Raw genomic sequence first — 26,205 nt, forward strand, 5'->3', positions numbered from 1 at the left:
CATGAGCCAACTCAGACTGCCCTTTGCCACCCTGTCGCCAGCCGCCTATCAAGGCCTGCTCGCCACCAACACCGCGCTGGTCGCCAGCCCCCTGGGCTTGCCCCTGGTGGAACTGGTGTTTTTGCGCGTGTCGCAGATCAACGGCTGCTCGTTCTGCCTGGGCAAGCACTCACAGACCCTGCGCGAGTGTGGGGTGGCGCAAGACAAGCTGGATTGCCTGGCCGGCTGGCGCGTCAGCGAACTGTTCAGCGAACGCGAGCGCGCCGCGCTGGCCTGGACCGAAACCCTCACCTACGTCCACGACAAGGGCGCGCCGGACGAGCTGTACGAACCGCTGAAAGCGCACTTTAGCGACGTTGAAATTTCCGACCTGACCTTGGCCGTGTCCTTGATGAATGCCTTCAACCGGCTGGCGGTGGGCATGAAGCTCTGAGAGCGAAGCCATTGTTGGCGGTGTTGGCTGTGGATCTTCCTGCCCCTGCGGACAGGAGGGTCGAAGGCAGGCATTGAGCCGTGGCCAACCCGGCAGGATGCCGGGTTGGCCGCCACCCGCCCCCAGGTGCACGCGGTAAGAAGGTGGCTCCGCGTCTTCGTCGGCGAGCTTCGCTGGCAAGCCAGCTCCTACAGGGGAAGCGATATCAGGTCGGCTCGGGGTCGCCGTTTTGCCCCCCCCTGCTCTATGCGAGAAAAGCTCCGCTGGCGCCGGCATCGGCCAATGCAAACAGCAGTGCTTCCAGCGCTTCTTCGGACGCCGAGCCGAGGTCAATCTTGACCCTGTACCCCTCCTCCGTGGCCTCCGGGTCCGACACAAAGTGCAGCACCCCTTGCAGCCCTTCTTCGGTTGGCGAATTCTCGTCTTCGCCATCGAACCACTCAAAGAACCACACCCGAATAACCTCAGAGGCCTGTTCCAGGCTCAAGCCCCGCACCTCCAGGGGCAACCAGTCCCAGCCAAAGGGCGAGATCACCACCGCCATCTGCTCGATCGCAAAGCGCACAGGCTCAAAGCCCAGCTCGGTTTCGGAATCGACCTGCACCGGCTCGCCAGTCGAAGCGCCCTCGGCCGCAATCACATCCACCCGGCAAGGCGTGGCCATGGCCCCTTCAACCGCCAGCGAACCATCGCTGTTGCGGTAAGCGGGCTCGACATGCGCCGCCCCTTCTGCGGCGATACGCGCCAGGGTTTCGACATAGGGTTTACGAATGGCGGCAAGCAGTTCGCTGACGGTCATGGGTCTGATGACTTCCTTGGCAAGGGGCCGTCGAGGGTTCTGTCTTCGACGGGAGGGTGATGGGTGGCTGAAAGGCCGGCGCAATAGTGCAATGGGCGGCCGTGCAACGTCCATGAAAAGCCACGCTCCTCTGGCCGCTCCCCGCCATAGGCCTGCGTCTCGAAAAATTTTGGCTTGCCCAATACATATGGATATTCGTATATTCGATTTTCCATATATAAGGAGCGAGCATGATCACGCCTCCCGAAGTCTTCAAAAGCCTGGCCGACGAAACCCGTGTGCGCGCCACTCTGCTGATCGCCGATCAGGGTGAGCTGTGTGTCTGCGAGCTGATGTGTGCACTCGACGACAGCCAGCCAAAAATCAGCCGCCACCTGGCGCAACTGCGCAGCAGTGGCTTGCTGCTCGATCGCCGCCAGGGCCAATGGGTGTATTACCGCCTCAACCCCGAGTTGCCGGGCTGGGTCCGGGAGATTCTGCATGTGACGGCCAAGGCCAACGCCGCTTGGCTCAAGGACAACGCCGCGCGCCTGCAGAACATGGATGGCCGCCCCGTTCGCGAAGCCGCTTGCTGCTGACCCCTATCGAGTGAATCTGCATGTTTGTCGCTGTGGCTGTTTTTCTCTTCACCCTGATTCTCGTCATCTGGCAGCCCAAGGGCCTCGGTGTCGGTTGGAGCGCCACGCTAGGCGCAATCATTGCGCTGGCGGTGGGCGCGGTATCGCTGCAGGACATTCCCACGGTGTGGGCCATTGTCTGGAACGCCACCGCGACTTTCATCGCGGTGATCATCATCAGTCTGCTTCTGGACGAGGCCGGGTTCTTCGAATGGGCCGCCCTGCATGTGGCGCGCTGGGCCAGGGGCAGCGGCCATCGGCTGTTCGCCTTCTGCGTGCTGCTGGGGGCGGCGGTGTCGGCGCTGTTTGCCAATGACGGCGCAGCGCTGATCCTCACGCCCATCGTCATGTCGATGCTGCTGGCGCTGCGTTTCAGCCCCGGGGCGACCCTGGCCTTCGTCATGGCCGCGGGCTTCATTGCCGACACCGCGAGCCTGCCGCTGGTGGTGTCCAACCTGGTGAATATCGTGTCCGCCGACTACTTCCGGCTGGGGTTCGCCGAGTACGCGGCGGTGATGCTGCCGGTGAGCCTGGCCAGTGTCGCCATGACCTTGCTGGTGCTGTTCCTCTATTTCCGCAAGGACCTGCCGCACCGCTACGCCCTGGATGCGCTGCCGCAACCTTGCACGGCGATCCGTGACCGGGCCACCTTCAGGGTCGGGGGCTGGACCCTGCTGATGCTGCTGGTCGGGCTGTTCGCCCTGGAGCCCCTGGGTATTCCCATCAGCGCCGTGGCGGCGGCCTGTGCCGCGCTGCTGTTTGCCGTCGCCGCCAAGGGCCACCGGATCTCCACGCGCCGGGTGCTGCGCGAGGCGCCGTGGCAGATCGTGATGTTCTCGCAGGGCATGTACCTGGTGGTGTACGGCCTGAAGAATGCCGGCCTGACGGACCTGCTGGCCCAGGTGCTGAACCGCCTGGCCGAACAGGGGCTGTGGAGCGCCACCCTGGGCACGGGCCTGTTGTCGGCGCTGCTGTCCTCGGTGATGAACAACATGCCCAGCGTGCTGATCGGCGCGCTGTCGATACAGGCCAGCGAGGCACAGGGGCTGGTGCGCGAGGCGATGATCTACGCCAACGTCATCGGCTGCGACCTGGGCCCGAAAATCACCCCCATCGGCAGCCTCGCCACGTTGCTCTGGCTGCACGTGCTGGAGCGCAAGGGCCTGCGCATCACCTGGGGGTATTACTTCAAGGTCGGCGTGCTGCTGACCCTCCCGGTTCTGCTGGTCACCCTTTCGGCCCTGGCCCTGCGCCTGAGCCTCTGACAGCCGCCCAAAGCGGCAGGAGCCCCCCATGCGAGTCCTGTTCATGTGCACGGCCAACAGTTGCCGCAGCATTCTTTCCGAAGCCCTGTTCAACCATCTGGCGCCCGAGGGGTTTGCGGCGGTCAGCGCCGGCAGCTTCCCCAAGGGCCAGGTGCTGCCACGTAGCCTGTCGACCTTGCAGCAGGCCGGCATCGCCACCGACGGCCTGTACAGCAAGGGCAATGACGCCTTCGCCGACAACCCGCCGGATATTGTCATCACCGTCTGCGACAAGGCGGCCGGTGAAAGCTGCCCGGTGTATTTCGGCCCGGCGCTCAAGGCCCATTGGGGGCTGGCGGACCCGTCCGATGTGCGCGGTGAAGAGGCAGCGATCGACGCCGCGTTCCGCGCCACCCTGGCGCAGATCGAACAGCGCTGCGCAGCCTTCTTCGCACTGCCCTTCAACCACCTCAGCCGCGATCAGCTCAAGACCGAGCTCGATCGCATCGGCACGCTTTAAGGAGGCCCCATGTCCGAGCACCTGCCTAACCTGGATTTGCGCCTGTTCGATGGCGCACCCACTTCGACGCCAGACGAGCACAAGCCGCGCATCCTGTTGCTCTACGGTTCCACCCGCGAGCGCTCCTTCAGCCGGCTGCTGGTCGAAGAAGCCGCGCGCCTGCTGGAGCATTTCGGTGCCCAGACGCGGATCTTCAACCCCTCCGGCTTGCCCTTGCCCGACGATGCCCCGGTGGACCATCCCAAGGTCCAGGAACTGCGGAAGCTGGTGCTGTGGTCAGAAGGCCAGGTCTGGTGTTCGCCAGAACGCCACGGGGCGATGTCGGCGGTGTTCAAGGCGCAGATCGACTGGGTTCCGCTGGAGCTCGGCGCGGTGCGTCCGACCCAGGGCAAAACCCTGGCAGTGATGCAGGTCTGCGGCGGCTCCCAGTCGTTCAACGTGGTAAATCAGTTGCGCGTGCTCGGGCGCTGGATGCGCATGTTCACCATCCCCAACCAATCCTCGGTGCCCAAGGCCTACATGGAGTTCGACGACGCCGGGCGGATGAAGCCTTCGCCGTTCTACGACCGGGTGGTGGATGTGATGGAAGAGCTGGTGAAGTTCACCGTGCTGCTGCGCGACCGACAGGCTTTTCTGGTGGACCGTTATTCCGAGCGCAAGGAAAGCGCCGAGCAATTGATGGCCCGGGTCAACCAGCGTTCAATCTGAGGGGGGCAACAGCCTATTTGCAGCCTGCGCCTGCGCCGACAAAAGCCTGTGAACCCGGATTTCAAGAATGGGTTTGGGCAGGCGCACCCTGGCGTGCAAAACACTCGCTGGCGCCGCATTGATTCGCTGATTGCGCATCATCGTTGGCGAGCTTCGCTGGCAAGCCAGCGCCTACGGAGGAACCAGACCACCGTAGGGCAAAAAACCTCGCTCAAACCTTGAACCGTGCCACCAGCCGGTTCAATTCGATCGCCAGATTGGCCATCTCCCCGCAGGCGCTGGCCGTCTGGCTGGCCCCCGCCGAGCTCTGGATCGACAGCTCGCGAATGCTGGTCAGGTTCTGGTCCGCCTCACGCGCCACCTGGGCCTGTTCTTCCGAGGCGGTGGCAATCAGCAGGTTGCGTTCGTTGATCTGGGTAATCGCCTGGGCGATCTGCTTGAGGGACAGGTCGGCGTTCTGCGCCACGGAGATCGAGCTGCTGGCCATCTCGGCGCTGACGTTCATGGCGCTCACCGCGTGAGTCGAGTCGGCCTGGATCGCGCTGATCATCTGTTCGATTTCCTGGGTCGACTGCTGGGTGCGGTGGGCCAGGGCCCGCACTTCATCGGCCACCACCGCAAAGCCGCGGCCCTGCTCGCCGGCGCGGGCGGCTTCGATGGCGGCATTGAGGGCCAGCAGGTTGGTCTGTTCGGCAATGGCGCGAATCACTTCCACCACTTTGCTGATGTCCTGGGCGCGGCTGGACAGCGCCTTGACCTGCTCGCCAGTGCTGGCCACGTTGCCGGCCAGGCCTTCGATGGCCTTGAGGGTCTGGGCCACGTTCTCGATGCCGGAGCGGGTGAACTCCATGGACTCGCGGGACGACTGGGCGGCGGCTTCGGCGTTGCGGGCCACCTCGTCCACCGCGGCGCTCATTTCGGTCACTGCGGTGGCCGCCTGGCTGACTTCGTCGTTCTGGCGCACCAGCCCGCGGCTGGCGTCTTCGGTCACTGCGGTCATTTCTTCCGAGGCCGAGGCCAGTTGGGTGGAGGAATCGGCGATGTGGGCGATGGTTTCCCGCAGGTTGGTCTGCATCTGCGCCAGGGCGGCCAGCAGGCGGCCGGCTTCATCGCGGCCACTGACGCCGATCTCCCGGGACAGGTCGCTGCCGGCAATGCGTTCGGCCACGGCCAGGGCGTCGCTGATGGGCGCGGTGATGCTGCGGGTCAGCACCGCCGCCAACACCACGGTGAGCACCACCGTCACCCCCATCAACACCAACACCAGCGTCAGGCCACTGCTGTAAACCGACTCGGCAGTGATCCCCGCCTGCCTGGCGCCCTCGTCGTTGAAGTCCGAGAGTTTGTCCATCTTCTCCTGCATGGCGTTGGTCATGGGGCTGATGCGGGTGTTGATCAGGGTGATGGCCGCGGCGTTGTCGCCACTGCGCAACAGCGGCTCCAGCTCGTCCACCAGCTTGAAGTAGGCCTGCACATCGGTCGCTACAGCCTGGTACAGCTCACGCTCCGCCGGCCCGGTGATCAGGGGTTCGTACTGGTTGATGGTGTTCTGCAGGTTGGATCGATAACCGCTCAACGAGGCGATGCGGGTCTGGCGCTGCTGTTCGTCGGTGGTCACAGTGATGCGGATGCTTTCCAGGCGCAGGCGCAAGACGCTGGTCTTCATCTTGCCGATCTCGCGGATGCTGGTCATCCAGTTGGTCTCGACATCCTGCTCCGCGTCTCGCAGCTTGCCCATTTGCAGCACGGCGACAATGCCCAGGGCGAACACCACCAGGACAATGAGCGAGAAAAAGGCGGCAGACCTTGGAGCAAGATTCATTGTCCTGACGTTCATTATTTATCTCTCTAATAGAATGGTCGGTACTTCCCTGCTGTCATTCCACGCTATCGACTGAGTGTCAGAGAGCTGCAAACAAGCCGACGACTGGGTTAGCGGCCCACCCGGCACGGCAACGTCGATACTCACTCGGGTCAATCCAGGCCTGTCGGGACGCAGGCCCCACTCGGTCCTCCTGCGCCCATGTCCCCCTTGGCGGGTGAGCATCAGTTAAGTCGAATAACGCGGCCCGCGCCGTCTCGATTCTTCCGGGCAATGGCACCTGGAGCCCGGCATCTATCCACGGGGGGCCTAACAAGCCATAGCAGATGATGGCGTTTTGTCACTACCGTCGATCAGACCGCTGTTGAAAAGAGCACGCCGCCGCTCGATCAGGTTGCGCCTGAACGGGGCAAGCCCCGGCAGCCCACCCTGGCCTCGCCCACGGGCCGGAACCGCGACCACCGATTGCCCACTGAAGAAACCCATCGCTACGGCCTATAATGCCGCCGCCCCCACGTTCTGAAGGATCAGCAATGTCCATCACCAATCCAAAAGTCATCGATATCTGGGCCATCCCCAAATCGGCGCCCGACAGCCTGCTGTTGATCATGGTCGACCCCCTCGAATGGGGTGACGAAGCGGCACACAGCGAACACCTGCTCCTGCTGCAAGAGAAGATCAACACCTACATCACCTTCATCGAAAGTGAAGAGATCTACAGCGAAATTCCCGATGCCTGCGGCAAGCACCTGATTATCCGGGTACTGGGTTTGCACGAACTGCCCGAGCAAGTCGATTGGTTTTTCAAACGCATTACCGAGATCCTCCATGAACGGAGCATCGGCTTCGATTTCGAGCTGAAAGTGAAGGAAGAGGCTCCCAGCCTGTAGCTCGCCCCCTGCGCGCTCGCCGATTGAGCCGCGCGCAGGAACACCTTGTGCAGGCAGGATCAGCGCCCGATCAAGCGCAATGAAATCCACATGCTGCTCATGAAAAACGCGTCGAGCACACCGCCAGCGTGACGGGGGGAGCCAGCAAAACGCATGGGGGCTTGCCTGCCGTCAGGCTGCCGGCCAGGGCACCGAGAGCGAGCCGGGCGCGAATGAACTTCTATTTGAACTCGAAATACTCTCTCATCATTTCAATTGGCTTCATCGGTTCCACATTCAAGAAACCCAACACCTCAAGAAACCACGAGAGGTTATCTCCCAACACGGAAATATCGTCCTCATCATTCGACAGCAGACAAATGGCCAGTCGTGCCTTCAATACCTCCCGATCCTTGAACCCTCGTATTGCCCCTTGCTCATCGATTTTTGCCCACCAGAGTGCAGCCTGCGCCTTGCAGCGTTCAGCAGGAATTTCCCCGGCAACATAGGCTTTCGCCAGGCGCAGAGGATCCTGCTCGCAGTCGGAGAACTGGATATCCAGTTCCTCCAGAACCCTGATCAGGAATCCGAGCTGGTGTTTGAGCGCAGCAGAGCTTTGAGTGGCCCGAACAATGGAGCCGATATTGAATTTCTTGAAGTCATCCGGATTCATGCAGCAACCTTGAAACTGAGTAAAGGATCACGACGATGGGGGCCCGATCATCATCGGGAACGCGCACATCCTATGGCCAACTATCCATTACGCAACGGTTGTTGGAAAATCGCCGGGGCGGTTCTCGCCTTCAGGGCCCGGCCCGGTCACTAGAACAGTTCCTGCATCGTGCGCTGCATGTCCGCAGCGCCGTCGACAGCTGCCCCCTCTCCCGCGCCCACCGGCGGCACGTTGTCACTCCTGAACACCTCCATCGCCGTGCCCGGCGCCTGCGCGCTGGCGGCGCTGCCATCTTCCAGGTTGATCCGGCGGGTCACGATGCCATCCGGCTCCGGCTGGGAGTAAGGCGCCGTGCCCTCAAGCGCCGCCGTCATGAAGTCCATCCAGATCGGCAGCGCGATGGTCACGCCCCATTCGCGCCGCCCCAGGCTCTGCGGCTGGTCGAAACCGGCCCAGACGCTGGTGACGTAGTGGCCGTTGTAACCGGTGAACCAGGAGTCCTTGGCCTCGTTGGTGGTGCCGGTCTTGCCCGCGATGTCCGGGCGCTGCATGGCGGCTGCGGCGCGGCCAGTGCCGCGCTTGACCACGTCCTGCAGCAGGCTGGTGAGCAGGTAGGTGGTGCGGCTGTCGACTATCTGCTCGGCCACCGCCTCGGGGGCTGGCCGCTGTGCAGTGGGGGCCGAACGCGGGCTGGCCTGGAACACGATCTGGCCCTTGGGGTCTTCAATGCGCTCTATGAAGTACGGGCTGATCTTGTAGCCGCCGTTGGCAAAGGCGCTCCAGCCCGCGACCACCTCCATGGGCGTGACCGACGCGGTGCCCAGGGCCAGGGAAAGGTTGTGGGGCAGGTCCTGGGGGTCGAACCCGAAACGGGCGATGTAGTCGATGGTCTTGTCCACCCCCATGGCTTGCAGCAAGCGTATGGAGACCATGTTCCTTGAGCGGTTGAGGGCTTCGCGCAGGCGAATCGGCCCCAGGAAGGTCCGGTTCTCATTCTGCGGGCGCCACACCGGGCCGGAGTAGTCGCCCCCCAGGACGATGGGGGCGTCGTTGACCAGGGTCGCCGGGGTGTAGCCGCTGTCCAGCGCCGCGCAGTAGATGAAGGGCTTGAAGCTCGAACCCGGCTGGCGCCTGGCCTGCAGCACACGGTTGAAGCTGCTTTGTTGAAAATCAAAACCGCCCACCAGCGCCTGGATCGCCCCGTCCTCCGGGGCGATCGACACCAGCGCGCCCTGGGCCCTGGGCACCTGGCTGAAGCTCAGCAGCGGATCGTGCTCGGGGTCGACACGGATCACATCCCCGACCTTGACCACCTCGGCCGGGCGCACCGGCTGGCGCCCCAAGGCGCTGTGGCCCAGATAGGGGCGCGCCCATTTCATGCTGCTCCAGGGCACGGAGTGCTCCTGGCCACGGTCATCCACCACGCTGATGCTTTGCTCGAAAACCTGGGTCACCGCCACCGCCCGCAAGCCGCCATACGCTGGAAAAGCCTTCAGTCGCTCGGGCCACTGGCTGCCGGCCCGGCCTGCGAAATGCCCTTCAGGGCCGCGGTAACCATGGCGCTTGTCATAGACCTTCAAGCCCTTGCGCAGCGCGGAAGTGGCCGACGCCTGCAATGAACCGGGAACCGTGGTCACTACCCGCAGGCCCAGGGTGTAGGCCTCATCGCCAAAACGCCGGAACATTTCCGCCCTGACCATTTCTGCGATGTAGGGAGCATCGATCTCGGGTTCCGGAGCGTGGTAGCTGGCGTCTACCCCTTGCGCCAGGGCTGCTTGATACCTGGCTGTATCGATGCTGCCCAACGCGTGCATGCGCCCCAGAATCCAGTCGCGGCGCTGCTTGGCCCTGGCGGGGTTGTTGATCGGGTTGTAGCGCGATGGCGCCTTGGGCAGCCCGGCAATCATCGCCACCTGAGCCAGGCTCAGCTGCGCCACCGGCTTGCCGTAATAGATTCTGGCGGCTGCCGCGATGCCATAGGCGCGCTTGCCCAGGTAGATCTTGTTGACATACAGGTTGAAGATTTCCTCCTTGCTCAGGCTGCGCTCGATCTGCAGGGCCAGGAGAATTTCGCTGAGCTTGCGTGAAAAGGTCTGCTCGCGGCTCAGGAAGAAGTTCTTCGCCACTTGCATGGTGATGGTGCTGCCGCCGGAGCGAACGTGGCCGCTCTTGAGCAACTCGAACGCCGCCCGCAGCAACCCGGCCGGGTCGACCCCGGGGTGCTGATAGAAGTTGCCGTCCTCGGCGGCCATGAAGGCTGCTCGAAAGTCGGGGGGGATGTCCGCGCTGGCGAGGGGTATGCGCCGCACTTCACCGAACTCGGCAATGAGTTTCCCATCCCGGGTGAAGACCTGCAGGGGCTCTTGCAGATGCACGTCCCTGAGGGCAGCGACATCGGGAAGCCGGGGTTGCAGATACAGGTAGGTGCCGCTTGCGGCCAGCAGCCCCACGCTGACCAGAGCGAGCACACTCCAACCCAGATATTCAATGACTCGCACCCGCTGTTTCCTCGCTTACCGTTTTGAATGTGAACCTGACGGGCCCTGGAGCCCTGGCTGATTTCCTGCGCGCCTAGCTGGCGTTTACCGTCAGGGTGTTTGCGCGCTTGTCGCTGGATACCGGTACGGCGAACTGCGGCTGCAGATGCCCACTGGCATCGAGCAGCCAGGCGTCCATGACTTTCCTCACCACAGGGCCGGCCACCCGGGCCCCGGCCTCGCCGTTCTCGATCATCACCGCCACCACGATGGCCGGCTGTTCGGCCGGGGCGAAGCCGACAAAGAGCGCGTTGTCCCGGTGGCGCTCATGGGTCTTGTTGCGGTTGTAGCGTTCGCCCTGCTTGATCGCCACCACCTGCGCCGTGCCGCTTTTCCCGGCAATGCGGTACTGCGCGCCCCGGGCTGCTGCGCGGCCTACGCCACGGGGGTTGTGCATGACCATCTGCATGCCCTGGATGACCTGATCCCAGGAATGGGCATCCTTGAGCACGATGTTCGGCATGGGCCTGGGGTCGACCGGCGCCTGGCCGCCGACCGCCAGCGCCAGGTGCGGCCGGTGCCAGATCCCCCGATTGGCGATCAGGCTGGTGGCCTGGGCCAGTTGCAGGGGCGTGACCTGCATATAGCCCTGGCCGATGCCCAGAATCAGGGTTTCCCCGGGGAACCAGGGTTGCCGGCGGGTGGCGCGCTTCCATTCAGGGGACGGCATCAATCCCGCTGCCTCTTCGAACATGTCGATCGAAACCTTTTGCCCCAGGCCGAATTCGCTGAGGTAGCTGTGCAGCCTTCTGACCCCCAGCCTGTGGGCCAGGTCATAGAAGTAGGTGTCATTGGAGCGCATGATCGCGTCGTACATGTCCACCCAGCCTTCGCCGCCCCGGTTCCAGTTGCGGTACTTGTGCTTGTAGTTGGGCAGCTCGAAATAACCCCGGTCAAACACCTGGCTGGTGGGGGTGATCACGCCGCTGTCCAGGCCCGCCACCACCACCATGGGCTTGATGGTCGAGCCCGGGGGATAGAGCCCGCGCAACACCCGGTTGAACAGCGGCATGTCATCGGAATCGCGCAAGGCGGCGTAGCCTGGCGCAGAGATGCCCTTGACGAAGGGGTTGGGGTCGAAGCTCGGCCGGCTAACCATTGCCAGCACCTGCCCCGTGGCCGGGTCCAGGGCCACCACCGCGCCCCGCCGGTCCCCCAGCGCTTCCTCGGCGGCACCCTGCAGCCCGGCGTCGAGGGTCAGGACGATGTCCTGCCCGGCAATCGGGTTGTGCCGGCGCAGCACCCGCATCACCCGGCCCTGGGCATTGGTCTCCACTTCTTCAAACCCCATCTGGCCATGCAGGGCGTCTTCGTAGAAACGCTCGATCCCGGTCTTGCCGATCAACTGGCTGCGCAGGTATCGGGCCGGATCGAGGCGCTTGTACTCCTGCTCGTTGATCCGCCCGACATACCCCACCGAGTGGGCAAAATGCTCGCCATGGGGGTACTGCCTGAGAAACTGCGCCTGGACCTCGACACCGGGCAACAGGAACTGATTGACCGCTACCTGCGCGATCTGTTTTTCCGTCAGGTCCAGCATCAGCGTCACGGGCTCGAAGGCTCTTCTTGCGCGGCGCAGTTCCTTCTCGACCCGGCTGCGTTCGGCTTCGGGCAATTGCAGAATCCGCGCCAGATGGCCAAGGACGACACCGACATCCCCGGCGCGTTCACGGGTCAGGGTCAAGTTGAAACTGGCTACGTTATCGGCCAGAACCACGTTATTGCGGTCATAGATAAGCCCCCGTTCTGGCGGGATGAGCCTGATGTGCACGCGGTTCTTTTCCGCAACGGCAACCTGGTACTCATGTTGCGTCACTTGCAGAAAATAAAGCCTGACCACCAGCGCCGCGGTCAGCAGAACCACCAGCACGGCACTTGCCATTATTCGTTTGGTGACGATCGCATCTTCTGTTTGCTGGTGATTGAAGTTACTGATTTGCGGCATGGGCAACTCTTGCTGCATAGGCTTCAAATATCATCGGGAGCCACGTTATTGAGGCGCAGAGTCTGCGACATGATCTTGCTGAACAACGGGGCGGATACCAGCCCGCCAAAAAAACCGTGGTGCCTGGGGTTGTCCACCACGACCACAATCACGAACCTGGGGTTTGCCGCCGGGGCGAAGCCGGCAAACATGGCGCGATAGGAGCTGGCCAGATAGCCCTTGGCACCCTGGCTGGTTTTTTTCGCGGTGCCGCTTTTTCCGCCCACCTGATAGCCAGGCACCTTGGCCCGATAGATGCCCCTGGGGCCTTCAACCACCTGCACCAGCATGTCTTTCACGGTGTTGGCCACGCTGGCCGGCATCACCTGGACGCCCTTGGGCACGGCAGAAACCCGCAGCAGTGAAGCGGGCACCCGGACACCGCCGTTGACCAGGGTGGCGTAAGCCCTGGCCAGCTGTACCGCGGTAACGGACACCCCATAGCCGTAAGCCAGCGTCGCGGTTTCGGTGGGCCGCCACTCCCGGCGCAGGGGCAGCACCCCGGTCTGTTCACCGGGGAACCCTACGCCCGTCTCCTGGCCCAGCCCCACCCGGTGCAGCAGGTCATGAATCCGCGGTGCGCCGATATCGAAGGCCACCTGGCTGATGGCAACGTTGCTCGAACGCACCAGGATGCCGGTCAGGTCCAGGGTTTCGCCCGCGGTCCTGGAAGCATCGCGAATGGTGTATCGGCCGATCTGCAAGGTGCCGGTTGCCACGTGCACCCTGTCCCCCGGCTTCCAGCGCCCGCTTTCCAGCGCGGCGGCCACCGAGAACGGCTTCAGGGTTGAAGCCGGCTCGAATACATCAACCACTGCGCGATTGCGCATCATCGACGGCGTCACCCGAGAGCGATTGTTCGGGTTGTAGCTGGGCTGATTGGCCAAGGCCAGGATCTCGCCGGTGCGCACATCCATGATCACCACGCTGCCGGCATCCGCACCATTGCTGGCAATGCCCTCGCGCAGCTCTCGATCGGCCACGTATTGCAGGCGCAGATCCACAGACAGCGCGAGTGCCTGCCCGGGCCTGGCCAGGCGCGAAACCCCCAGGTCCTCGATCAAGTGGCCACGGCGATCCTTGAGCACCAACTGCTTGCCATCGCGCCCGCGCAGCACACTCTCATAAGCCAGTTCGAGCCCTTCGCTACCGCGGTTGTCGATATCGGTAAAGCCGATGACGTGCGCGATGGAGGCGCCCGCCGGATAAAACCTGCGGGACTCTTGCAGCGTATGAACCCCCGTGACCTTGAGTGCCTGCACCGCCTGCATCATCTGTTCCGCCACCTGGGGAGCAACGCGCCGATGCAGGTAGGCAAACTCTTTCTGCCGGTTGCGCAGGATGATCGAGCTCAACCGGCTCTGTGGCACGTCAAGCGCCTGGGCCAGCGCAGCCCAGTGGCCCTGCTCGCCCATCAGCTCCCGGGGGTTGAGCCAGACCGTGGTCACCGGCGTGCTGACGGATAGAGGCTGCCCATGGCGATCGGTGATCAAGCCTCGGTAGGCCGGGATAGCCACAGAGCGCAGGCTTCGGGCATCGCCCTGCTTGATCAGAAACGCCTTGTCGGCGATCTGCAGTTGAATGATCCGGCCGCACACAATTGCGGCCATCACCCCCACCAGAACAACAGCCAGCCTGAATCGCCACGGATAACCAGACGCTGGGCTATGGGTTAAAGCCATAAGAATAAAACCACTTTCCAGCCACTGACCTTTGATAGCGAAACAATTACGTTTCCCTGTACCGGACCTTCAAGCCACACACTTATTCCGATAACCACAAGGGCGGCCTTATATCCAGCCTTTGCAGGATCTGCGAGTTGATACTGCCGGTTAACGGAAGTTCACAGTCCATCTGGAACAGAAAGATGGCTTCTTCGGTTTTCTCCCCCACCACGCCATCTATTGTTCCCTGATAATAATTTCGCGCCGCCAGGGCCTGCTGCAATCTACCCACAACCTCTTCTCCCAAAGGTGAGCCGATGGCGGTTTCAAACAGGCAAGCAGAAGCCGCAAAGGCCCAGGCAAAGAGCACCATGGCCGCAAGATACTTACAGTGGCGCGCCATACTTCAACCTCTGGTTAAAACCTCTTACCCAACAGCCAAGGCTTATGCCCGCCTATAAAAAAACCGAACTAACGGGCACTAACCCAGTATTGGAAACATCAACACCGGCTCTGTAATTCAAGCCGTTGATTGTTTTGGCGGGTCATTTTATGGCTGGTACAATATAGATCAATGCTCTATTCAAGCTATCTGATATGAAACCCATTGATATCGAAAACACCGACCTGAACCTGCTCCGGGTTTTTGCCGCCCTGGTCGAAGAAGGCGGTGCCAGCCGCGCGGCTATCCGGCTGGGCGTCACCCAGCCGGCGGTCAGCGCTTCCCTTGCACGTTTGCGAGAGATCTATAGCGACCCGTTGTTTGAGCGCACAGGGCGCGGCCTGCGCCCGACCATGCGCGCAAACGAGTTGTACCCCCTGGTCGAAGAAGCCATCAACCGCTGCAGGCTGGCCCTGGCCATGGCCTCCGACGGCCAGCAAGTGCAGGGCCGCACCCTCACCATCGGGCTCTCCGATGACAGTGAAATCGCCCTGGGGCAGAAAATTCTCTCGGTGGTGGAAGAGCGCCTGCCCGGGCTGCGCATCCTCTTCCGGCAAACCCACAGCGGCGTCGTACAAGACATGCTGATGGGCCACAAGATCGATCTCGCCATCTCCGCCGGAGGCTTGTCCTCGCACTTGATCACCCGCATCAGGCTGGGCCGCGGCAACTACCTGGGCATCGCCGATGCCCACAACACCGTCCCGGTGACCGCGGAGGATTACGCTCAGCGTCCGCACCTGCTGGTGTCGTCCGCAGGTTATGTCGGCATTGTCGATGAAGGCCTGAACAACGTCGGCCTGACCCGCACGATCAAGGCCTCGACCTCGCACTTCGCCGCCGTTCCCTTTCTGCTGGTGGGCTCCAAACTGATCACCACCGTGCCCACCCATGCCGCACGCGCAATGGAACGGATCAGTTCGCTGCAAACCTTCCCCTGCCCCGTGCCCATGCCTTCCTACGAACTTGAGATCGGCATGCGCGTGGGCAGCAAACACGACAACGCGTTGCAGATCGTCAAGTCACTGCTGCTGGATTCGATCAAGGAGCATTTCTTTCTGCAATGAAGGGCGAAGGCTTATGAACGTCTCAGAACGGACACTTGCTACAGCACCGCCACTAACCCCGGGGCACGTAATACAATCCCCGCCCCCGCCGCCTGAAGGATCAGCCATGTCCGTCACCAATCCCAAAGTCATCGATTTCTGGGGGATCTCCAAGGAGGCTCCCAACGACCTGCTACTGGTGATGACCGACCACCTCGAATGGGGCGACAAGGCGGAACAAGGCGAGCACTTGCTCGTGCTGCAAGAGAAAATCAACAGCTACATCGCCTTCATCGAAAGTGGCGAGATCTACACCGAGATCCCCGGCGCCTATGGCAAGTACCCGATCATCCGGGTCATTGGCTTGTATGAATTGCCCGCGCAGGCCGAGTACTTCATGGCCCGCGTGACCGAAACCCTGAATGACGTGGGCATTGGCTTCGAGTTCGAGCTCAGGGTCGACGAGAGGATTCGCAACATGTAAGCCGGGCCGGGCACGGCGCTGCCTCAGGCAGGCTTGATCACAGCCCGGTTGAGGGCAATCACATCCACATGCTGCTGGTGCGAGAAGTGCTCGATCACGTCTTGCAGGTGCACATGCTCCAGGCCATTGGCCGCCATGTCGGCTGAAGCGTTGATCAGGAACTCACCCAGCGCCCTGAGCGTGTCCGGCTCGGCGAGAACGGTCAGCAGCCTCCCTCAGCCCTCTTTCTGCAACCGCGCAATCAAGGTGTCGATAAAGAACGCGAGGCTTTCCGGCAACACCCGCTTGGGCATGGTCAGCACCTGAATGTCCCGATCGCCCAAGCGCGGGTTGGACAGGGGCACCGATACCAGCCCATCCATCCCCTGCCCTTCGCCGCTGATGGCGCTGGCAAAGGCCACCGTGTCGGACTGGCGCACAAACTCATGCAGGGCCCCGGAAAAGTTGCAGGTCATCACCTGATCGAAGCTCAGGCCGTCCATCTGGCACACCAGGTCCAGCAGTTGCCGCTGGGTGGTGCCCTTGGGCGTCAAGGCCACGGGAAACGCCTGCACCTGCTCCAGTGACAGCACCCCGGCGCTGGCCAGCGGATGCCCGGCGCGCATCAGGGCGCGAATCGGCGAGCGGATCGAGTAGCACACGTTGACCCCCTCCACCGGCTCGGTGCTGAAGGTCAGCCCCACGTCCGCCTCTCCCCGGCGAATGCGCTGCACGCACTCGTGGGGCGAGATCACGTCCAGGCGGTACTCGGCTCCGGGCCGCAGGCGGTAATGCTCCAGCAGCACCCGGGGCAGGAAATACCGCGACAGGCCCTCGGTGGATACCAGGCGGATCACCTTGGCCCCCGGGTAACCCTCGCCCCGCAGTTCGGCGAGGATGTTCTCCTGTTCCAGCCAGGTGCGCCGGGCGTGTTCGGCCAGGGCTTCGCCAGCGGCGGTGAGTTGCATGCCCCGCGGGCGCCGCTCGAACAGCGCCACGCCAACGCTCTCTTCCAGCAGGGCGATCTGCCGGCTCACCGCGCTGGGGGCGATGTGCAAACGCTCCCCCGCCGCGGCCAGGGAGCCCGCATCGATCACCGCCAGAAAATACCGATAGTCCATCTGCATCCCCTTGCCAGGCATCCAATTTTTAGAATCATGCCTTCAAAAAACAGCAATATACAGATGCCTTTGCCAACTCCACCATGGGCCCGTTCCCCTTGCCCGACCGGAGTTGCAATGACCAAGCAAGCTGCCCTCGCCGGCGTTCGCCAGTACCTGGACGCCGGCCATTTTGAACAGGACCTGCGACGCCGGGTGGCGTTTCGCAGTGACAGCCAGGACCCGGCCCATGCCGATGAACTGCCGCGCTACCTGCTGGAGGAAATCCAGCCGCTGCTGCAACGCCTGGGCTTCGACTGCCACATGCTGGCCAACCCACAGGCCGGTGGGCCGTTCCTGATTGCCACGCGCCTGGAAGACCCAGCCCTGCACACAGTGCTCAGCTACGGCCACGGCGACGTGGTGCCGGGTTACGCCGAACAGTGGCGCACGGGCCTGAATCCCTGGCAGCTGACCCTGGAGGGCGAACGCTGGTACGGCCGTGGCACCGCCGACAACAAGGGCCAGCACAGCATCAACCTGACCGCCCTGGAGCAAGTGCTAAAGGCCCGCGACGGGCGCCTGGGCTTCAACCTCAAGCTGCTGTTCGAGATGGGTGAGGAAGCCGGTTCCCCGGGGCTGCGCCAGCTGTGCCAGGAGCAGCGCGAACTGTTGCGGGCCGATGTGTTCATCGCCTCCGACGGCCCACGGCTGAATCAGGTACGGCCGACGCTGTTCCTCGGCTCCCGCGGTTCAGCGCAGTTCCGCCTGGAGGTCAACACCCGGGACAAGGGCCTGCACTCGGGCAACTGGGGCGGGGTGATGAGCAACCCCGGCGTGGTACTGGCCAACGCCCTGGCCAGCCTGGTGGACCAGAACGGCCGCATCCGCTGCCGCGAACTGCTACCGGCGAACATTCCCGACAACGTGCGCGCCGCCATCGCAGATCTGGAGATCCAGCGCGAGTCCCTGGGCCGCCCCCTGGACGAACACTGGGGCGAACCGGGGCTGACCCTGGGCGAGCGCCTGTTCGCCTGGAACACCCTGGAAATCCTCGCCTTCAGCACCGGCAACCCGCAAAAGCCGGTGAACGCGATTCCGCCCCGGGCCGTGGCCTTCTGCCAATTGCGCTTTGTCCTCGGCACGCCCTGGCAGCAGCTGGAAAGCCTGCTGCGGGCGCACCTGGACCGCGAAGGTTTCAGCCAGGTGGAGATCGTCATGGAGCGCTGCTCCCCGGCCACCCGCCTGGACCCGGACAACCCCTGGGTCAGGTTCGCCAAGACCTCGATTGCAGGTAGCAGTGCGCAGCGCCTGGCGCTGTTGCCGAACCTGGCGGGCACCCTGCCCAACGACATCTTCGCCGAAGTGCTGGGGCTGCCGACCCTGTGGATTCCCCACTCCTACCCCGGCTGCTCGCAGCACGCCCCGGACGAACACCTGCTGCTGCCGGTGATTCGTGAAGGCCTGGAGATCATGACGGCCCTGTTCTGGGACCTGGGGGACCTGCCCCGGACCTGAGGCATCGCTTACCCGGCCCGGCCCTGGCCGGGCACCTGTCGCTCAAAATCCAACAATAAGCAGGAGCGTCCTGTATGACAGCGTTAGCCACCACCTCGACCGCGACCCGGGTCGAACCCAAGGCCCTGTGGAAACCCATAGGCGCCGCCCTGATCGGCAACACCCTGGAGTGGTTCGACCTGTCGATCTACGCCTACTTCGCCCTGACCATCAGCCAGGTGTTCTTTCCCACCGCGGACCCGACCTTCTCCCTGCTGCTGGCCTTCGCCACCTTCGGCATCTCGTTCCTGATCCGCCCCCTGGGCGCGGCGGTACTGGGCTCCTACGCCGACCGCAAGGGCCGCAAGAAGGCCCTGACCCTGTCGATCCTGATCATGCTGACGGGCACCCTGCTGATCGCCATCATGCCCAGCTACGCCACCCTGGGCCTCGCCGCGCCGATCGGCATCCTCCTGGCCCGACTGCTGCAAGGCTTCTCCGCCGGCGGCGAATTCGGCACCTCCACCGCCTTCATGCTGGAACACGCGCCAGCGCGCACCCGGCACTTTGTCGCCAGCCTGCAATTCGCCAGCCAGGGCTTTGGCGTGGTCATCGCCTCGACCTTCGGCTACTTCCTGACCAAGCACCTCGATGCCCAGCAAATGCTCGACTGGGGCTGGCGCGTGCCGTTCTTCTTCGGCCTGCTGCTGGGCCCGGTGGGCCTGTACATCCGCCGTACGGTGGACGAGTCGCCGGACTTCAAGGCCAGCGAACCGGGGGAACGCCCTTTGCGCGAAGTGCTGGTGACCCAGAAGACCCTGCTGCTGATCGCCATGGGCACCCTGGTGGTGTCGACCGCCTCGAACTACATGATCCAGTACATGCCGTCCTACGCCGCCACCAGCCTGAACATCGCCCAGTCCTCGGGCTTTTTGGCGACCCTTACCGGCGGCCTGATCCTGACCATCATCACGCCCATCGTCGGCTACCTGTCCGGCCATATCGGTCGCCTGAAAATCATGCTGGCAGCGGCGGTGGTCTATGCCGTGGCGATCCTGCCGGCGTTCTTCTGGCTCAACAGCCGCCCCAGTGCCAGCTCGCTGCTGCTGGTGGTGGCGCTGATGGCCCTGATCAAGGCGGTGTACTTCGCCCCGCTGCCGTCGCTGATGGCGGACATCTTCCCGGTGCGCACCCGGGTCACCGGCATGTCCCTGAGCTACAACCTGGGGGTCACGATCTTCGGCGGTTTTGCACCGGTGATCGCTACCGGATTGATTGCCCTGACCGGCTCACAGCTGGCACCGAGTTTCTACTTGATGCTGGCGGCAGCGTTGAGCGTCGTAGCTCTGTTGATGGCGCGCAAAAAACTCGGCATGACCTGAAATGCGACCGTTTTTTGCGCGGGGCAAAAGCGCCGCGTAGGAGCCGGCTTGCCGGCGAAACGGCCCTTGGGCCTTGCAGCGTCTGGACGGGCGCCTTCGCTGGCAAGCCAGCTCCTACTGCACCGGCAAGAAATTCATCAGCAGCAGGCTCTGCGCGTAATTGAACCCCACCCGCCGATAGCGCTCATCCAGAATCTGCGTCAGCAAATCCAGGCGCGCGACGATCTTGCCGAACTCCACGGCAAAACTCAGGTTGCTGCCCTCCTCGGAAATCTCGTTGGAGAACAGCAACAGCACCCCATTGGCATCCTGGCGCTGGCTCAGCAGCCAGGTGGCCTTCTCGATATTGCGCGCGGCGTTGCTGATGAACTGCGGGTCGATGGTATCGGTCATGTAGAACTCGGTGCGCCCGCCATGGGCGGTCACCAGCATGCTGCCAATGGCATAGATGAACGCCCCCACCCGATCGCCCTGGAACTCCGGGCTCAGGGAATAGCTCAGGGCCGCCAGGTCGCGACGATCCCCCAGGGCCGGCAGCGGCTGGCGCTTTTCGATGGCATTGCGGATCTCGCGCTGGGCCGTGGTGCCATCGGGGAAACCCGACTTGCGCCACTGGCTGGGGTTGCGCAGGTAGAGCTTGCCCATCAGCAGGTACAGGCTCTGCAGGTTGTCGCGCATGCCGATGGTGGCCATGCGATCGACGCTGGTCTGGAAGAATTCGTCAGGCTTGCCTTCACGAAACTGTTTGGCAAAATCGCGCCCTTGCTGTTGGGTACAGGCCGTGGCGCCAAGCATCAGCAGCGCCACCAGGAACAGGCGCTGAAAGCGGGTTTGCATCATGCAAGAAGAGGGAGCGTAGGCCATCGGCACCGGGTCGGAATTCACGGGCTGCGGCGGGGATCGGCGCGGCCAGGCCAGGTGATAGAACGCAAAACTGTAAAAAAGTGCGATGGCCGCGGCCGGCCATCGCCAAATCGCTCGTTTACGAGCGTCGCAACTGACCGGGGGACACGATGATCTTGACGTTGTGCTCCTTGTTGTTGACCAGTTCCTCGAAGCCCTGGCCGACAATCTCTTCCAGCTGGATGCGCCCGGTCACCAGGGGCGAAATATCCAGCCGGCCATCGGCGATGAAGGCGATCACATCGGCGAACTCACCGTTGTAGGCCAGGGCCCCCAGCACCGTTTTCTCGGTGGCCACCAGCTCGAAGAAGTTGAACTCGCTGGGCTCTTCGAATATCCCCACCATCACGCACTTGCCGGCCTTGCGGATCAGGTCGATGGCCAGCTTGGCGGTGTGCTTGTTGCCGATGCATTCAAAGCTGACATCGGCCCCCAGCCCGCCGGTCAGGCGCTTGACCTCGGCCAGGGCATCGCACTCCTTGGGGTCGAGCACGTGGGTCGCGCCCACCTCCAGGGCCTTGGCCTTGCGCGCGCCGGACATTTCCAGGGCGATCACCTGGGCCGCGCCGGCGGCCTTGGCGCACATGATGGTGCACAGGCCGATGGTGCCGGCGCCGACCACCACCACGTTCTGCCCCAACAAACTGCCGGCTTTTTTCACCGCGTGCATGCCCACCGCCAGCGGCTCGATCAGCGCTCCGGCCTCGGCGGGAAAGTTGGCCGGCAAGGCGTACAGCAGGTTGGCCGGCACGTTGACCAATTCGGCGAAGGCGCCGTTGTTCATCAGCCCGGTAAAGGCCAGGTTTTCGCAGATGTTGTACAGCCCGTGGGTGCAGTAGTAGCAGGTGCCGCAGTGCTGGCAGGCGTCGGCGGCCACTGGCTGACCAACACTGAAACCCTGGACCCCTTCGCCCAGGGCGACGATTTCGCCGCAGAACTCGTGGCCGAGGATGCACTGGCCCTTGATCCCGGTCAGCGGGTGCGGTGCGTCCACCGGAATGAACACCGGCCCGGCCACATATTCGTGCAGGTCGGAACCGCAGATCCCGCACCAATCGACGCGGATCTGCACCCAGCCGGCAGGCGGCGCGTCGGGCAGCGGTACGTCTTCGACGCGGATATCGTGGCGGCCGTGCCAGACCGCGGCACGCATGCTGGGAACAGGCTTGAGGGAAACACTCATCTTGGCTTCTCCTTATTCTTGTAGAGCTGCGACGGCCCCCTGGCCGCCGCAGAACACCTCAGTGCTGCTGGATAAAATCGAGGATCAGGCGGTTGACCTGCTCCGCCGCTTCCATCTGCAGCATGTGCCCCTGCCCCGGCAGCACCTCGATCTGCGCCTTGAGATCGGCGCTGTGGCTCACCGGAATGATCCGGTCGTCGCTGCCCCAGATCACCAGCACCGGCTGCGGGCCGTCCTGCACCACCGGGCGCAGGTCGGCGTGCTGGCGGCCGTCGGCGAACAGCTGTTGCGCAAGCTGCCCGAGGGCCGCCTGCACCCCTTCCAGGCGCTTGTACTTGAGCATGTCGTCGAGCATCTGCCGGTTCACCAGCTCGGCGTTGGAGAACAACTGCACCAGCTGCGGCTTCAGCGCATTGCGGTTGCTGGCCTCGACAAAACCTTGCAGGTAGTCGCCGTTGATCTCGCGGCCCAGCCCGGCGCTGCCGATCAGGGTCAGGGAACGCACGCGGTCCGGCGCCAGCCGCGCGGTGTTGAGGGACACCGCGCCGCCCATGGAGTGGCCCACCAGATGGGCCAGGGGAATCTCCAGGTGATCCAGCAGCGCCAGCAGCACTTCGCTCAATTCATCCAGGTCGCCCCGTTGCAGGGCCTTGGCCGACTCACCATGGCCCGGCAGGTCGAGGGCGATCACCCGGCGCCCGGCGGCCAGGGCTTCGTGGTTGAACAGCCAGTTGTTGAGATCGCCGCCAAAGCCGTGCACCAGCAACAGCGGCGTGCCGCCTTCACCGCGCTCGAAATAGCGGATCAGGCGGCCGCCCAGTTCGACCTTCTGCGGCGCCGGGCCGCTGTCTTCATCGGCGCTGTCGCCGGGCACGAAGCTGGCCTGGAACTGCTCGATCACCGCGTCGATCTCGGCGTCGCTGGCTTCGCCTTCGACCACGATGCCCAGCAGCGCGCCCACCGCCAGGGTCTCGTCCTGGCGGGCGATCTGCCGACGCAGGATGCCGGAGAACGGCGCCTCGACGCTGCTGGAGATCTTGTCGGTCTCCACGTCCAGCACTTCATCGCCCTTGCTGATGCTCTGGCCTTCTTCCTTGAGCCAGGCATCGACCCGGCCCTCGGTCATCGACAGGCCCCACTTGGGCATGGTCAGGGTATGAATCTGGCTCATCAGCGGCTCCACTCGATCACGGTGAGCACGGCTTTCTCGATCTTCGCCGCGTCGGGGATGTACAGGTCTTCCAGGGCGTCGGAGAACGGCACTGGGGTGTGGGGCGCGGTGACCATTTCGATCGGCGCCTTGAGGGAGGCGAAGGCTTTCTGCGCCACCAGGGCCGAGATGTCGGTGGCCATGGAGCAGCGCGGGTTGGCTTCGTCGATCACCACCAGGCGCCCGGTCTTCTCCACGCTTTCCAGGATGCTGTCTTCATCCAGCGGGCTGGTGGTGCGCAGGTCGATCACCTCGCAGTCGATACCGCGCCCGGCCAAGCTGCGGGCCGCGTCCAGGGCGGTATTCACCGTGCGCCCGTAGGACACCAGGGTCACGTCCTTGCCGTCGCGCAGGAAGTTGGCCTCGCCGAAGGGAATCGCGTAGGACTCCTCCGGCACTTCGCCCTGCAGGCTGTAGAGCAGCTTGTGCTCGCAGAAGATCACCGGGTCGTTGTCGCGGATGGCCTGGATCAGCAGGCCCTTGGCGTCGTAGGGCGACGAGGGGCAGACCACTTTCAGCCCGGGGATGTGGGTCCACAGCGAGGTCAGCATTTGCGAGTGCTGGGCCGCGGCGCGCAGGCCGGCGCCGACCATGGTGCGGATCACCAGCGGGGTCTGGGCCTTGCCGCCGAACATGTAGCGAAACTTCGCCGCCTGATTGAGGATCTGGTCCAGGCAGCAGCCGGCGAAGTCGACGAACATCAGCTCGCACACCGGGCGCACGCCACGGGTGGCGGCGCCGACTGCGGCGCCGACGTAGCCGATCTCCGACAGCGGGGTGTCCAGCACCCGCCCGGGGAATTGATGGTAGAGGCCCTTGGTCACCCCGAGCACGCCGCCCCAGGCGTCGTTGTCGCCGGGGGCGCCGGCGCCGCCCGCCACGTCTTCGCCCATGATGAACACGCTGGGGTCGCGCCGCATTTCCTGGGCCAGGGCTTCGTTGATGGCCTGCTGGTAACTGATTTTTCTCGCCATGATGGTGGTCTCTTGTTGTTCTGTGGGGCGTTAGGGGTAGGCGACGTACACGTCGCTGAGCAGGTCGGCGGGGCTCGGCTTGGGGTCGGTCTTGGCCTTGCGCACCGCGTCTTCGATCAGCGCTTCCACGTCGGCATCGATCTGGTCCAGCTGGCTGGCCTGCACCAGGCCCGAACGGGTGGTGCGCTCGCGGAACTGCATCAGGCAGTCGTTGTGCTCGCGGTAATGCTTGACCTCATCCGGCGCGCGGTAGGTCTGGGCGTCGCCCTCGAAGTGGCCGTAGTAGCGGGTCAGCTTGACCTCGATCAGCGACGGCCCCTCCCCGGCCCGGGCCCGCTCCACGGCGGCGCCGGCAGCTTCGTGCACGGCGAAGAAATCAAAACCGTCCACCGTCACCCCGGGCATGCCGAAACCGGCGGCGCGGTCGGCGATGTGGTCGCACGCCACCGACCAGTTGGAGGCCGTGGCTTCGGCGTAGCCGTTGTTCTCGGCGATGAACAGGCACGGCAGGTTCCACACCGAGGCCATGTTCATGGCCTCGAACACCGCGCCTTCGTTGGAGCCGCCGTCGCCGAAGAACACCACCGACACACCGTCGGTGCCTTGCAGCCGGGCGGCCAGGGCCGCGCCCACCACCAGCGGCGCACCGGCACCGACGATGCCGTTGGCGCCGAGCATGCCCTTCTCGAAATCGGCGATGTGCATAGAGCCGCCCTTGCCCTGGCAGACCCCGGTCTTCTTGCCGTAGATCTCCGCCATCATCCCGTAGACGTCCACGCCCTTGGCGATGCAATGGCCGTGGCCACGGTGGTTGGAGGCGATGCAGTCGTCGTCCCGCAGGTGGGCCATGACTCCGGCGGCCGAGGCTTCTTCCCCGGCATAGAGGTGGACGAAACCGGGGATCTCGCCGGTGGCGAATTCCACGTGCAGGCGTTCTTCGAATGCGCGGATGGTGCGCATCACCCGGTAGGCGTGGAGCAACTGGTCAGTGGTCAGGGGTGTCGACATTTTTATTCTCCAGGGTGTCTTCGGACTGAAGGTTCACGGGGTGTTGCCGGTGATCACGGTCGATGGCCAGCAGGCGCTGGCGCGCCGCGTGTTCCAGGACCGCGTTGACGTCAATGCTCAGCGGGCCGCCGGCATCCAGGGTGACCGTGGGCCGGTCGTGGGGGTTGAACTCGATCTCGCGCTCGCCATCCAGGGCCAGGGTGCCGGCGTTCAGGCACAGGGGCTGGGGCACATCGGGTTGCAGGTAGCCGGCCTCCAGCACCCCGCAGCCCTGCAGCAGGCCGGGAGCCAGGGGCACCAGCAGCGCCTCGGGGGATTGCGGGTCCAGGCGCATCCAGGCGCCGTGGGGTTCCTGGCGGGTGACCGGCAGCCACAGCCCGCAGAGCGCGGAAATGCCGATGGACTGCGGTTCGGCGAAGGTCACGAAGACCTCGGCCAGATCGCTGGCGCGGCTGATGGCCCGGGCGCCGACAAAGGCCAGGGGCGACACCGCCACATCCACCAGGGCCACTTCGCACAGGCCCCGGGACGGTTCGCGCACCAGCAGGCGCTTGTTGCGCCGCAGGGCGATCTCGGCGGGCACCCGGCCGCTGGCGTAGAGCCCGCCGGCCAGCCCGGCGCTGGTGGCTTCGCGCAGCTCCGGAAAGGCGTTGTTGGTGCCGGTGGACAGGGTCAGCAGCGGAATGTCGCCGACCTCGGCGGCCACCGCCTTGTGGGTGCCGTCGCCACCGAGCACGGCGATCAGCGACACCCCGCGCTCGGCCATCCAGCGCGCTGCCTGGCGGGTGTCCTCGACGCTCTGGCGCAGGGTCAGGTCGAGAAACTCCAGGGCCGGCCAGTGCTGCTCCCGGGCCTGGCGGCTGCGGCTGTTTTTCTGCACCGCGGCGGCGATGCCGGTCATGTCAGTGGGCATCAGCACCTGGGTGATGCCGGTGGCGCCAAAGGCCGCCAGCAGACGCTGGATCACCGAGACCTTGTCGGTGCTGGAGAACAACCCGGCATTGGCGGTGAGGCGGCGCACATCACGGCCCGAAGCCGGGTTGGCGATGATGCCGACAGTGAGGGGGCGGCGGCTCATGGGCTCACCGCGGGCGGAGCACAGGCAGGAGAAAACATCGGGCACCTCG

24 protein-coding genes and 2 pseudogenes are annotated in these 26,205 nt (G+C 64.1%); 10 read left to right on the forward strand and 16 right to left on the reverse strand.

Annotation, left to right across the window (positions count from 1 at the left end):
* The first annotated feature begins 1 nt into the window (after position 1).
* Entirely contained in the window at positions 2-433 is a 432-nt protein-coding gene (locus tag AC1RCO_RS28910; RefSeq protein WP_011060488.1) for a carboxymuconolactone decarboxylase family protein, read from the forward strand.
* Between the two features lie 244 nt (positions 434-677).
* On the opposite strand, the gene AC1RCO_RS28915 is transcribed toward AC1RCO_RS28910, so the two are convergent.
* Complete coding sequence (locus AC1RCO_RS28915; RefSeq protein ID WP_492618306.1) at positions 678-1,232, reverse strand: hypothetical protein; 555 nt, start codon at positions 1,230-1,232, stop codon at positions 678-680.
* 230 nt (positions 1,233-1,462) lie between these two features.
* Here AC1RCO_RS28915 and AC1RCO_RS28920 point away from each other — a divergent pair, with 230 nt between their 5' ends.
* Genes AC1RCO_RS28920 through arsH form a run of 4 tightly spaced genes read left to right on the forward strand, consistent with a single transcriptional unit; the run spans position 1,463 to position 4,321 of the window.
* Positions 1,463-1,810: a metalloregulator ArsR/SmtB family transcription factor gene (locus tag AC1RCO_RS28920; RefSeq protein WP_011060486.1), complete on the forward strand. Its 348-nt coding sequence runs from the start codon at positions 1,463-1,465 to the stop codon at positions 1,808-1,810.
* A gap of 20 nt (positions 1,811-1,830) precedes the next feature.
* Entirely contained in the window at positions 1,831-3,114 is a 1,284-nt protein-coding gene (locus tag AC1RCO_RS28925; RefSeq protein WP_492618307.1) for an arsenic transporter, read from the forward strand.
* A 28-nt stretch (positions 3,115-3,142) separates the two neighbouring features.
* Positions 3,143-3,613 carry an arsenate reductase ArsC gene (locus tag AC1RCO_RS28930; RefSeq protein ID WP_011060484.1) on the forward strand — a complete coding sequence of 157 codons (471 nt, stop codon included), beginning with the start codon at positions 3,143-3,145 and terminating at the stop codon, positions 3,611-3,613.
* Between the two features lie 9 nt (positions 3,614-3,622).
* The gene (arsH, locus tag AC1RCO_RS28935) at positions 3,623-4,321 is read left to right on the forward strand and encodes an arsenical resistance protein ArsH (protein WP_047336258.1); all 699 of its coding nucleotides are present in this window, start codon (positions 3,623-3,625) and stop codon (positions 4,319-4,321) included.
* A 211-nt stretch (positions 4,322-4,532) separates the two neighbouring features.
* Here the strand turns inward: arsH and AC1RCO_RS28940 are convergent, their stop codons facing one another.
* Together AC1RCO_RS28940 and AC1RCO_RS28945 are read right to left on the reverse strand one after the other, a co-directional pair.
* Positions 4,533-5,396 (reverse strand): methyl-accepting chemotaxis protein, encoded by an 864-nt coding sequence (locus AC1RCO_RS28940; RefSeq protein ID WP_370508343.1) that lies wholly within the window; start codon positions 5,394-5,396, stop codon positions 4,533-4,535.
* Positions 5,388-6,158: pseudogene (locus AC1RCO_RS28945) on the reverse strand (MCP four helix bundle domain-containing protein); the annotation flags it as partial. The pseudogene AC1RCO_RS28945 and the gene AC1RCO_RS28940, both read right to left, overlap by 9 nt.
* 518 nt (positions 6,159-6,676) lie before the next feature.
* On the opposite strand from AC1RCO_RS28945, the gene AC1RCO_RS28950 reads away from it, so the two are divergent.
* On the forward strand, positions 6,677-7,033 hold the full coding sequence (locus AC1RCO_RS28950; protein WP_026020165.1) for a DUF6572 domain-containing protein: 357 nt from the start codon (positions 6,677-6,679) through the stop codon (positions 7,031-7,033).
* Between the two features lie 220 nt (positions 7,034-7,253).
* Here AC1RCO_RS28950 and AC1RCO_RS28955 read toward each other — a convergent pair whose 3' ends face one another.
* The 5 genes from AC1RCO_RS28955 to AC1RCO_RS28975 form a co-directional block, all read right to left on the reverse strand.
* Positions 7,254-7,685, reverse strand: a complete 432-nt coding sequence (locus AC1RCO_RS28955) for a hypothetical protein (RefSeq protein WP_072444774.1) — start codon at positions 7,683-7,685, stop codon at positions 7,254-7,256.
* A 149-nt stretch (positions 7,686-7,834) separates the two neighbouring features.
* On the reverse strand, positions 7,835-10,183 hold the full coding sequence (locus AC1RCO_RS28960) for a penicillin-binding protein 1A (RefSeq protein WP_404672825.1): 2,349 nt from the start codon (positions 10,181-10,183) through the stop codon (positions 7,835-7,837).
* 73 nt (positions 10,184-10,256) lie between these two features.
* On the reverse strand, positions 10,257-12,167 hold the full coding sequence (mrdA, locus tag AC1RCO_RS28965; protein WP_072444777.1) for a penicillin-binding protein 2: 1,911 nt from the start codon (positions 12,165-12,167) through the stop codon (positions 10,257-10,259).
* Positions 12,168-12,190: 23 nt separating this feature from the next.
* Positions 12,191-13,816 (reverse strand): peptidoglycan D,D-transpeptidase FtsI family protein, encoded by a 1,626-nt coding sequence (locus tag AC1RCO_RS28970; protein WP_275656355.1) that lies wholly within the window; start codon positions 13,814-13,816, stop codon positions 12,191-12,193.
* Positions 13,817-13,970: 154 nt separating this feature from the next.
* Positions 13,971-14,273, reverse strand: a complete 303-nt coding sequence (locus AC1RCO_RS28975) for a peptidoglycan-binding domain-containing protein (protein WP_041117152.1) — start codon at positions 14,271-14,273, stop codon at positions 13,971-13,973.
* A gap of 194 nt (positions 14,274-14,467) precedes the next feature.
* Between AC1RCO_RS28975 and AC1RCO_RS28980 the strand changes: the two genes are divergently transcribed.
* Positions 14,468-15,379, forward strand: a complete 912-nt coding sequence (locus AC1RCO_RS28980; protein ID WP_072451480.1) for a LysR family transcriptional regulator — start codon at positions 14,468-14,470, stop codon at positions 15,377-15,379.
* 106 nt (positions 15,380-15,485) lie between these two features.
* Positions 15,486-15,842 (forward strand): DUF6572 domain-containing protein, encoded by a 357-nt coding sequence (locus AC1RCO_RS28985; protein ID WP_026020166.1) that lies wholly within the window; start codon positions 15,486-15,488, stop codon positions 15,840-15,842.
* Positions 15,843-15,865: 23 nt separating this feature from the next.
* Here the strand turns inward: AC1RCO_RS28985 and AC1RCO_RS28990 are convergent, their stop codons facing one another.
* Positions 15,866-16,051 carry an Imm32 family immunity protein gene (locus AC1RCO_RS28990; protein ID WP_492618324.1) on the reverse strand — a complete coding sequence of 62 codons (186 nt, stop codon included), beginning with the start codon at positions 16,049-16,051 and terminating at the stop codon, positions 15,866-15,868.
* 6 nt (positions 16,052-16,057) lie between these two features.
* Positions 16,058-16,942 carry a LysR family transcriptional regulator gene (locus AC1RCO_RS28995; protein WP_011060477.1) on the reverse strand — a complete coding sequence of 295 codons (885 nt, stop codon included), beginning with the start codon at positions 16,940-16,942 and terminating at the stop codon, positions 16,058-16,060.
* Positions 16,943-17,059: 117 nt separating this feature from the next.
* On the opposite strand from AC1RCO_RS28995, the gene AC1RCO_RS29000 reads away from it, so the two are divergent.
* Both AC1RCO_RS29000 and AC1RCO_RS29005 read left to right on the forward strand, forming a co-directional pair.
* Positions 17,060-18,439 carry a M20 family metallopeptidase gene (locus AC1RCO_RS29000; protein ID WP_492618308.1) on the forward strand — a complete coding sequence of 460 codons (1,380 nt, stop codon included), beginning with the start codon at positions 17,060-17,062 and terminating at the stop codon, positions 18,437-18,439.
* A 74-nt stretch (positions 18,440-18,513) separates the two neighbouring features.
* Positions 18,514-19,800, forward strand: coding sequence for an MFS transporter (locus tag AC1RCO_RS29005; protein ID WP_492618309.1), 1,287 nt, complete (start codon positions 18,514-18,516; stop codon positions 19,798-19,800).
* A gap of 114 nt (positions 19,801-19,914) precedes the next feature.
* On the opposite strand, the gene AC1RCO_RS29010 is transcribed toward AC1RCO_RS29005, so the two are convergent.
* The 6 genes and pseudogenes from AC1RCO_RS29010 to AC1RCO_RS29035 all read right to left on the reverse strand — a co-directional run bounded on the left by AC1RCO_RS29010 (position 19,915) and on the right by AC1RCO_RS29035 (position 26,156).
* The gene (locus AC1RCO_RS29010) at positions 19,915-20,640 is read right to left on the reverse strand and encodes a hypothetical protein (protein WP_026020167.1); all 726 of its coding nucleotides are present in this window, start codon (positions 20,638-20,640) and stop codon (positions 19,915-19,917) included.
* Positions 20,641-20,782: 142 nt separating this feature from the next.
* Positions 20,783-21,856, reverse strand: a complete 1,074-nt coding sequence (locus AC1RCO_RS29015; protein WP_228102375.1) for a 2,3-butanediol dehydrogenase — start codon at positions 21,854-21,856, stop codon at positions 20,783-20,785.
* A gap of 88 nt (positions 21,857-21,944) precedes the next feature.
* Positions 21,945-23,057, reverse strand: a complete 1,113-nt coding sequence (locus AC1RCO_RS29020) for an acetoin dehydrogenase dihydrolipoyllysine-residue acetyltransferase subunit (RefSeq protein WP_492618310.1) — start codon at positions 23,055-23,057, stop codon at positions 21,945-21,947.
* The gene (locus AC1RCO_RS29025) at positions 23,057-24,070 is read right to left on the reverse strand and encodes an alpha-ketoacid dehydrogenase subunit beta (protein WP_011060471.1); all 1,014 of its coding nucleotides are present in this window, start codon (positions 24,068-24,070) and stop codon (positions 23,057-23,059) included. Before AC1RCO_RS29025 ends, AC1RCO_RS29020 begins: the two co-directional genes overlap by 1 nt.
* A 30-nt stretch (positions 24,071-24,100) precedes the next feature.
* Complete coding sequence (locus AC1RCO_RS29030; protein WP_019094732.1) at positions 24,101-25,078, reverse strand: thiamine pyrophosphate-dependent dehydrogenase E1 component subunit alpha; 978 nt, start codon at positions 25,076-25,078, stop codon at positions 24,101-24,103.
* A gap of 2 nt (positions 25,079-25,080) precedes the next feature.
* A pseudogene (locus tag AC1RCO_RS29035) lies at positions 25,081-26,156 on the reverse strand (ATP-NAD kinase family protein).
* Positions 26,157-26,205: the final 49 nt, after the last annotated feature.

Source organism: Pseudomonas sp. GW823-FHT03E05, assembly GCF_058796855.1.

What these genes read in the sequence shown, in the direction of transcription:
- AC1RCO_RS28920 (WP_011060486.1), top strand. Translation starts at nt 1,463, where the DNA reads ATGATCACGCCTCCCGAAGTCTTCAAAAGCCTGGCCGACGAAACCCGT.
- AC1RCO_RS29015 (WP_228102375.1), bottom strand. Translation starts at nt 21,856, where the DNA reads ATGCGTGCCGCGGTCTGGCACGGCCGCCACGATATCCGCGTCGAAGAC.
- AC1RCO_RS28950 (WP_026020165.1), top strand. Translation starts at nt 6,677, where the DNA reads ATGTCCATCACCAATCCAAAAGTCATCGATATCTGGGCCATCCCCAAA.
- AC1RCO_RS29000 (WP_492618308.1), top strand. Translation starts at nt 17,060, where the DNA reads ATGACCAAGCAAGCTGCCCTCGCCGGCGTTCGCCAGTACCTGGACGCC.
- AC1RCO_RS28970 (WP_275656355.1), bottom strand. Translation starts at nt 13,816, where the DNA reads ATGGCCGCAATTGTGTGCGGCCGGATCATTCAACTGCAGATCGCCGAC.
- AC1RCO_RS28985 (WP_026020166.1), top strand. Translation starts at nt 15,486, where the DNA reads ATGTCCGTCACCAATCCCAAAGTCATCGATTTCTGGGGGATCTCCAAG.
- AC1RCO_RS28915 (WP_492618306.1), bottom strand. Translation starts at nt 1,232, where the DNA reads ATGACCGTCAGCGAACTGCTTGCCGCCATTCGTAAACCCTATGTCGAA.
- mrdA (WP_072444777.1), bottom strand. Translation starts at nt 12,167, where the DNA reads ATGCCGCAAATCAGTAACTTCAATCACCAGCAAACAGAAGATGCGATC.
- AC1RCO_RS29025 (WP_011060471.1), bottom strand. Translation starts at nt 24,070, where the DNA reads ATGGCGAGAAAAATCAGTTACCAGCAGGCCATCAACGAAGCCCTGGCC.
- AC1RCO_RS28925 (WP_492618307.1), top strand. Translation starts at nt 1,831, where the DNA reads ATGTTTGTCGCTGTGGCTGTTTTTCTCTTCACCCTGATTCTCGTCATC.
- AC1RCO_RS29020 (WP_492618310.1), bottom strand. Translation starts at nt 23,057, where the DNA reads ATGAGCCAGATTCATACCCTGACCATGCCCAAGTGGGGCCTGTCGATG.
- arsH (WP_047336258.1), top strand. Translation starts at nt 3,623, where the DNA reads ATGTCCGAGCACCTGCCTAACCTGGATTTGCGCCTGTTCGATGGCGCA.
- AC1RCO_RS28910 (WP_011060488.1), top strand. Translation starts at nt 2, where the DNA reads ATGAGCCAACTCAGACTGCCCTTTGCCACCCTGTCGCCAGCCGCCTAT.
- AC1RCO_RS28980 (WP_072451480.1), top strand. Translation starts at nt 14,468, where the DNA reads ATGAAACCCATTGATATCGAAAACACCGACCTGAACCTGCTCCGGGTT.
- AC1RCO_RS29030 (WP_019094732.1), bottom strand. Translation starts at nt 25,078, where the DNA reads ATGTCGACACCCCTGACCACTGACCAGTTGCTCCACGCCTACCGGGTG.
- AC1RCO_RS29010 (WP_026020167.1), bottom strand. Translation starts at nt 20,640, where the DNA reads ATGATGCAAACCCGCTTTCAGCGCCTGTTCCTGGTGGCGCTGCTGATG.
- AC1RCO_RS28955 (WP_072444774.1), bottom strand. Translation starts at nt 7,685, where the DNA reads ATGAATCCGGATGACTTCAAGAAATTCAATATCGGCTCCATTGTTCGG.
- AC1RCO_RS28995 (WP_011060477.1), bottom strand. Translation starts at nt 16,942, where the DNA reads ATGGACTATCGGTATTTTCTGGCGGTGATCGATGCGGGCTCCCTGGCC.
- AC1RCO_RS28940 (WP_370508343.1), bottom strand. Translation starts at nt 5,396, where the DNA reads ATGCAGACCAACCTGCGGGAAACCATCGCCCACATCGCCGATTCCTCC.
- AC1RCO_RS28930 (WP_011060484.1), top strand. Translation starts at nt 3,143, where the DNA reads ATGCGAGTCCTGTTCATGTGCACGGCCAACAGTTGCCGCAGCATTCTT.
- AC1RCO_RS29005 (WP_492618309.1), top strand. Translation starts at nt 18,514, where the DNA reads ATGACAGCGTTAGCCACCACCTCGACCGCGACCCGGGTCGAACCCAAG.
- AC1RCO_RS28975 (WP_041117152.1), bottom strand. Translation starts at nt 14,273, where the DNA reads ATGGCGCGCCACTGTAAGTATCTTGCGGCCATGGTGCTCTTTGCCTGG.